Annotated in this window: 6 protein-coding genes; 5 read left to right on the forward strand and 1 reads right to left on the reverse strand. The window is 69.0% G+C overall.

The window, feature by feature from the left end; translation table 11 throughout:
• The 3 genes from AC1DZ6_RS15440 to AC1DZ6_RS15450 all read left to right on the forward strand — a co-directional run.
• The coding region (locus AC1DZ6_RS15440) for an SGNH/GDSL hydrolase family protein (RefSeq protein WP_477098042.1) at window positions 1-1,013 on the forward strand (1,013 nt) is incomplete at its 5' end.
• Between the two features lie 125 nt (window positions 1,014-1,138).
• Window positions 1,139-2,308 carry an alpha/beta hydrolase gene (locus AC1DZ6_RS15445; RefSeq protein WP_477098043.1) on the forward strand — a complete coding sequence of 390 codons (1,170 nt, stop codon included), beginning with the start codon at window positions 1,139-1,141 and terminating at the stop codon, window positions 2,306-2,308.
• A 126-nt stretch (window positions 2,309-2,434) separates the two neighbouring features.
• On the forward strand, window positions 2,435-3,805 hold the full coding sequence (locus AC1DZ6_RS15450; protein WP_477098044.1) for a glycoside hydrolase family 28 protein: 1,371 nt from the start codon (window positions 2,435-2,437) through the stop codon (window positions 3,803-3,805).
• Window positions 3,806-3,993: 188 nt separating this feature from the next.
• Here AC1DZ6_RS15450 and AC1DZ6_RS15455 read toward each other — a convergent pair whose 3' ends face one another.
• The gene (locus AC1DZ6_RS15455) at window positions 3,994-4,884 is read right to left on the reverse strand and encodes a LysR family transcriptional regulator (RefSeq protein WP_477098045.1); all 891 of its coding nucleotides are present in this window, start codon (window positions 4,882-4,884) and stop codon (window positions 3,994-3,996) included.
• 93 nt (window positions 4,885-4,977) lie between these two features.
• Here AC1DZ6_RS15455 and AC1DZ6_RS15460 point away from each other — a divergent pair, with 93 nt between their 5' ends.
• The gene (locus AC1DZ6_RS15460; protein WP_477098046.1) at window positions 4,978-6,174 is read left to right on the forward strand and encodes a mandelate racemase/muconate lactonizing enzyme family protein; all 1,197 of its coding nucleotides are present in this window, start codon (window positions 4,978-4,980) and stop codon (window positions 6,172-6,174) included.
• Window positions 6,175-6,279: 105 nt separating this feature from the next.
• Window positions 6,280-6,887 (forward strand): cation:dicarboxylate symporter family transporter (locus AC1DZ6_RS15465; RefSeq protein ID WP_477098047.1); only part of this gene is annotated, 608 nt, incomplete at its 3' end.

Consider the following 6,887-nt stretch of genomic DNA (forward strand, 5'->3'; position numbering starts at 1 on the left):
CCTTCGGGACTGAGCCGCTGAAGCTGTCGGGCGTCCACGTCGCCCTGGCCGCCGCGCCTGGTTCGGCCCGCATCGACCCGGCCAGCGACCGCGCCCTCGCCTTCTCCGGCCGCCCGGAGGTGACCGTTCCGGCCGGGGCCGAATACCTCTCCGACCCGATCGACTTCCCGGCCGCGCCCCTGGCGAACCTGGCGATCACCCTACGCTTCGACGGGGCGCCGCCCGCTCAGCAGACCAGCCATCCGGGATCGCGCACCACCTCGTGGTTCGGCGCGGGCGACCAGCTGGCGGCCGTCGAGCTGGCCGGCGGCAAGTCGCTGGACCGCTGGTTCGTGATCTCGGGCGTCGACGTCCAGCGTCCCGCCGGCGCCAGCCTGGTGACCTTCGGCGACTCGATCACCGACGGCTACGGCGTCACCGTCAACGGCAACAACCGCTGGCCCGACATCCTGGCCGCGCGCCTGCAGGCCGACCCGCGCACCAAGGGCGTGGGCGTGCTGAACGCCGGCATCGGCGGAAACCGGCTGGTGCTGGACGGCCTGGGCCCCAACGCCATGGCCCGCTTCGACCGCGACGTGCTGAACCAGGCGAGCGTCAAATACGTGATCCTGCTGGAGGGCGTGAACGACCTGGGCGTCCTGACCCGCGACCAGCCCGTCAGCCCCGAGGCCCACGCCGCCTTGGTGGTGCGGATGACCGCCGCCTACGACCAGATGATCCGCCGGGCCCGCGAGCGGGGGATCAAGATCTACGGCGCCACCGTCATGCCCTATGCCGGGTCGGCCTATTACCATCCGGACGCCGTCAACGAGCAGGACCGCCAGGCGGTCAACACCTGGATCCGCGCGCCCGGTCGCTTCGACGCGGTGATCGATTTCGACAAGCTGATGCGCGACCCGGCCAACCCCAGCAAACTGGCCCCCGCCTATGACTCCGGCGACGGCCTGCATCCCTCGCTGGCCGGCTACAAAGCCATGGCGGACGCGGTGCCGCTGGACCTGTTCACGCGCTGATCGACCGCTCGCGTCATGCCGAACGGACATGGCGCGAGATCGGTTCGGCATTGGCCGGGGACCGCCGTCGGGCGCACCCTCCCCGCTCAAGATCGCGGCAAGGCGGTCGGACGGGGAGACTGACGATGGCGAAACCCAGAAGCTGGCGCCATGTCGCGACCGCCGCCGCGCTGGCGCTGGCGATGGCGACGTTCGCCGGCCAGGCTCACGCCGCCTCCCCGCCCGCCGGGATCGTCGACGTCGGGACCTTCTTCGTCGGCGGTCACTACTCGGCCGACGGCAAGATCATGACCGGCCAGGCCCACATCCTCTATCTGACGCCCGCCAAGCGCTTCCATAAGACGGCGCTGGTGTTCATTCCCGGCGCTGGCCAGACGATCACCAACTTCCTGTCGACGCCGGATGGCCGCCCAGGCTGGGCCAGGCTGTTCGTCGACAAGGGCTGGGCCGTCTATCTCATGGACCAGCCCGGACGCGGCGCGTCGGGCTATGACGAGCAAGCCTACGGCCCCGCCAACCGCCAGCCGCCTGATTTCGTCGCCAAGCGCTTCACCGCCGCGCAGGACTTCGCGCCCCAGGACGGCCAGCCGCAGGGCTGGCCCCAGGCCAAGCTGCACGACCAGTGGCCCGGAACCACCGGCAAACCGGGCGACCCGATCTTCGACCAGTTCTACGCCTCGCAGGTCTCCAGCACGGCCGGCGGGGTCTCGGCCAAGCTGGTCGCCGAGGCGGGCACGGCCCTGCTCGACAGGATCGGCCCGGCCGTGGTGATCACCCATTCGCAGTCCGGCGCGTTCGGCTGGGCGATCGGCGAGGCGCGGCCGGATCTGGTCAAGGCCATCGTCGCGGTCGAGCCCAGCGGCCCGCCGTTCTTCGGCGCCCCGCCGCCTTGGGGCGACAGCGATCCCGACAAGCTTTCCCGCCCCTGGGGCCTGACGACCACGCCCCTGGCCTACGCCCCGCCCCTGGCCGATCCCGCCGATCTGGCCAAGGTGCAGGAGGCCGCGCCGGAACGACCTGGCCTGGTCCGCTGCTGGCGTCAGACCGAGCCCGCGCGGAAGCTGGCGAACCTGTCGCGCTTCCCCGTGATGATCCTGATGTCCGAGGCCTCGTACCATGCCGGCTACGACCACTGCACCGCGCGCTACCTGACCCAGGCGGGGGTCAAGACCGACCTGGTGCGGATGGCCGACCACGGCCTGCACGGCGACGGCCACATGCTGATGTTGGAGAAGCACAGCGCCCAGGCGGCGGCCCTGATCGAGACCTGGCTGGAAGGCCGCAAGCTGGATTGAGCAGCCATGCCCGTTCGGCATCGCCTCGACCTGCATCGGCATGGGCGCTGAGCCGCGACCGGCCCTAGACTGCGCCGCCGCCAGCGACGCGCAGCCGTCGCGACGAACCTTGGGGAAGACCGACCGATGAAGACCGCCGTCACCTTGCTGGCCTCGACCGCCGCTCTCGCCGTCCTGGTCGGCGCACCCGTCGCCCAAGCCCAGTCGGTCAACCGCTTCCCCGACAAGATCTGCGACGTCCGCGACCATGGGGCCGGCGGCACGCGGATCTGGTTCGACACCGAGGCCTTCCAGGCCGCCGTCGACGCCTGCGCGGCGGCCGGCGGCGGCACTGTGCGGGTTGTGCGCGGGGAATATCTGATCGGTCCGATCTGGCTGAAGTCCAACATCCGCCTGGAGATCCAGAAGGGAGCCGAGGTGCTGGCCGCCACCGACCCGGCCCTGTTCCCGCAGGGCGAACGGGCCGGCCTGATCAACGTCAAGGACGCCGACAATGTCGCCGTGGTCGGCGAGGGCCTGATCGACGGCCAGGGCGCGGTCTGGTGGGAGCGGATCCGGGCGATCTGGCGCGCCAGCCCCAACTTCGCCACCGACGGCCAGGCCCGCCAGCAGCAGAAGGACGACCGTCCGCGCCTGATCCTGGTCAGCCACAGCACCAATGTCCGCTTCGAGGGCGTGCGGATCGAGAACTCGCCGTCGTTCCACCTGGTGCTCAACGACAGCGACCACGTCACGATCGACCGTGTACGGATCACCGCACCATCCAGCGCGCCCAACACCGACGCCATCGACCCGATCAACAGTCGGCACGTGGTGATCACCAACAACGTCATCAGCGTCGGCGACGACATCGTGGCGGTGAAGTCGAACGGGCCTGACCCGCGCTATCCCGACGCCGTGTCGTCCGACATCCTGATCTCGGGCAACACCATCCTGGCCGGTCGCGGCATCTGCATCGGCAGCGGCACCAGCGGCGGCGTGGCCCGCGTGCGGGTCGAGAACAACAGCTTCGAGGGCTCGATGTACGGCCTGCGGGTCAAGACCATGCGGGGCAAGGGCGGCAAGGTCCGCGACGTGGTGTTCAAGAACAACCGCATGAAGGACGTCGAGACCCCGCTGGTCTTCACCAGCTACTACGAGTACCGGCCGCTGGACCTCAAGGCGGCGAGCGCCCAGCTGCGGCCCGGCGGCTTCATCCTGGGCAACCAGATCTGGCCGGGTCCCGACGACRCGGCCCAGCCGGTAGTCGCCGACAAGACGCCGGACATGGACGGGATCGTGGTCGACGGCCTGACCGCCACCGGCGCTGACCTGGCCGGCATCGTCGTGGGCCTGCCCGAGCGGCCGATCGCGGGCCTGACCCTGCGCAACGTGAGCATCCAGGCCAAGCGCGGCCTGCTGGTCCGCAACGCCAAGGTGACCACGGTCAAGACGGCGGTGAGCTCGGCGGACGGAACGCCCTTCCGGATCGAGGCCGGCGGCGCGGTGGCGGGCTGACATACAAGCTCGGATCAATGCCGAAACTGCATCACAGACAACACAATCGGCATTGGTCATCGGCGCGGTCGCCGCCCTAATCTTTCAACCGGGCGTCGTATTTCGGCGCGCCATGACCACCTCTGATCTGGGATGGGCGCCGACTTCCCCCCGTCGGCGCCCATTCTTTTTTGCCGGTCAGCCTTGTCTCAGCGAGCGGCCAGTTCGCTCCAGAAGGTCTCCGCCGCCGGGCTCTGGCGGGCGGTCGGGCGGAAGACCCGGATGTCGACCGGCACCTCCAGATCCGCGCCCCCGGCCCGCACCAGCCGGCCCAGCGCCACCTCGGTCTCGACCAGGCTGACCGGCAGCCAGGCCACACCCCGCCCCTCGCGCGCCATGGTCATCAGGCTGGCCGCCAGCCGCGCCGAAAACACCGTGCGAAGGCCGGGGATCCGATCGACGAAGCGCTGCGCCTCGACGATCCGCCCCAGGCCCGACTCGTCGCTATAGGCCAGGTACGGGATCTCCCGCGCCGCGTCCGACAGGCTCCAGCGGGGCGCGCCGCCGGCGTCCGGCGCGGCGAACGGCGCCAGGGCGTCCTGGCCGACCACCGCCGAGCGGAACTGGGTCCCGAACCGGCTGGGGGCGGCGGCGTGGTGATGGCACAGCAGGAACTGCGCCTCGCCATGCATCATCAGCTCTTCGCAGGCCTGCATGCTGTCGGAGATCAGCCGGATCGGCCCCAGGCCCGCGCCGCTTTCCAGCTCGCGCATCCATTGCGGGAAGAAGGTGAAGGACAGGGCGTGGGTGGCGGCGAAGCGCAGGGTGGCCGCCTCCTGCCCGCCCGCCTCGCGGCTCTCGCGGCGCAGCTGGATGATGCGGCGGATCAGCTCGTCGGCGCCGGTGCGGAACTGCTGGCCGGCGGCGGTCAGGGTGACGCCGGGCGTGGCGCGGTCGAACAGCGGCGTCCCGATCCAGTCCTCCAGCGCCCGCACGCGACGGCTGAAGGCGGGCTGGGTCACATGCCGGTTCTCGGCCGCCCGCGAGAAGTTGCCCGTCTCGGCCAAGGCGACGAAATCTTCGAGCCAGATCAATTCCATAGATCATGCCTGTTGTGCATAGCGATCGCCGAGAACGGCATTGGCTCGCGATTTCCCGCGTGCCTAGGGTCCAGTCGCCAACTGGAGAACACCGTGCGTATCCTCGACATCCGCGAGAAGACCGTCTCAATCGCCTCGCCGATCGCCAATGCCTATATCGACTTCTCGAAGATGACTTGCTCGGTCGTCGCCGTCATCACCGATGTGGTGCGCGATGGCAAGCCGGTGATCGGCTACGGCTTCAATTCCAATGGCCGGTATGGCCAAGGCGCGCTGATGCGCGAGCGCTTCCTGCCGCGCCTGGCCGAAGCCGCGCCCGACAGTCTGGTCGACCACGACACCGACAACCTCGACCCGTTCGCCATCTGGAAGACCCTGATGACCAACGAGAAGCCCGGCGGGCACGGCGAGCGCTCGGTCGCCGTCGGCACTCTGGACATGGCCGTCTGGGACGCCGTGGCCAAGATCGCCGAGAAGCCGCTCTACCGCCTGCTGGCCGACCGCTATCGCGGCGGCGTCGCCGACGACAAGGTCTGGGTCTACGCGGCCGGCGGCTACTACTATCCGGGCAAGGACGACGCCCAGCTTCAGGYCGAGATGCGCAGCTATCGCGATCGCGGCTACAAGGTGGTCAAGATGAAGATCGGCGGCGCGTCGCTGGACGTCGACCTGCGCCGCATCGAGTCGGTTCTTGAGRTCGTCGGCGACGGACAGAACCTGGCGGTCGACGCCAACGGCCGCTTCGACCTGGAGACCGGCATCGCCTACGCCGAGGCCCTGAAGCCCTACAACCTGTTCTGGTACGAGGAAGTCGGCGACCCGCTGGACTACGCCCTGCAAGCCGAGCTTTCCAAGCACTACGAGCTGCCGATGGCCACCGGCGAGAACCTGTTCTCGCACCAGGACGCGCGCAACCTGCTGCGTCACGGCGGCATGCGGCCCGACCGCGACTACCTGCAGTTCGACTGCGCGCTGTCATACGGCCTTGTCGAATATCTGCGAACGCTCGAGGTCCTTGACCAGAACGGCTGGTCGTCGCGCCGGATCGTGCCGCATGGGGGCCATCAGATGTCTCTGAACATCGCTGCCGGCCTGCACCTGGGCGGCAACGAGTCCTATCCCGACGTCTTCAAGCCGTTCGGCGGCTTCGCGGACGGCCTCTCGGTCGAGAACGGCTATGTGGGCCTGCCCGACGTGCCGGGCGTGGGCTTCGAGGCCAAGTCGAACCTGATCTCCCTGATGCGAACCCTGACCGAGGACGTGACCTTGGCCAGCATCAGGGCGGCCTAGACACCGACCAGACGACAGGCGATCCGGCGGCCAACGCTGGGCGACCATCCAGGGGAAACGACCATTTCGACGCTCAAGAGACTGCTCTCACAGATCTACATCCAGGTGCTGAYCGCCATCGTGATCGGGGCGCTGGTGGGGCTGTGGTTCCCGCAGGTCGGGACGGCGCTGAAACCCCTGGCCGACGGCTTCATCAAGCTGATCAAGATGCTGCTGGCGCCGATCATCTTCGGCACCGTGGTGGTCGGCATGGCCAAGATGGGCGACCTCAAGGAGGTGGGCCGGATCGGCGTCAAGGCGCTGGTCTATTTCGAGGTGCTGTCGACCATCGCCCTGGTGGTCGGGCTGGTGGTGGTCAACGTGCTCAAGCCCGGCGCGGGCATGAACATCGACGCCTCCAACCTGGACGGCCACGCCCTGGCCGGCTTCACGCAGGCCGCCAAGGAACAGGGCGTCGTGCCCTTCCTGATGGACATCATCCCCACCACCCTGGTCGACGCCTTCGCCAAGGGCGCGATGCTTCAGGTCATTTTACTGTCGGTGCTGATCGGGGCTGGCGTCAGCCAGATGGGCGCCCGAGCCAAACCGCTGATCGAGACGATCGACCTGTTCCTGGAGGCGATCTTCAAGGTCGTCGGCATGGTCATGCGCCTGGCCCCGATCGGGGCCGGCGCGGGCGTGGCCTTCACGATCGGCAAGTACGGGATCGGCAC

The organism is Caulobacter sp. P1_B12_2 (assembly GCF_056406675.1).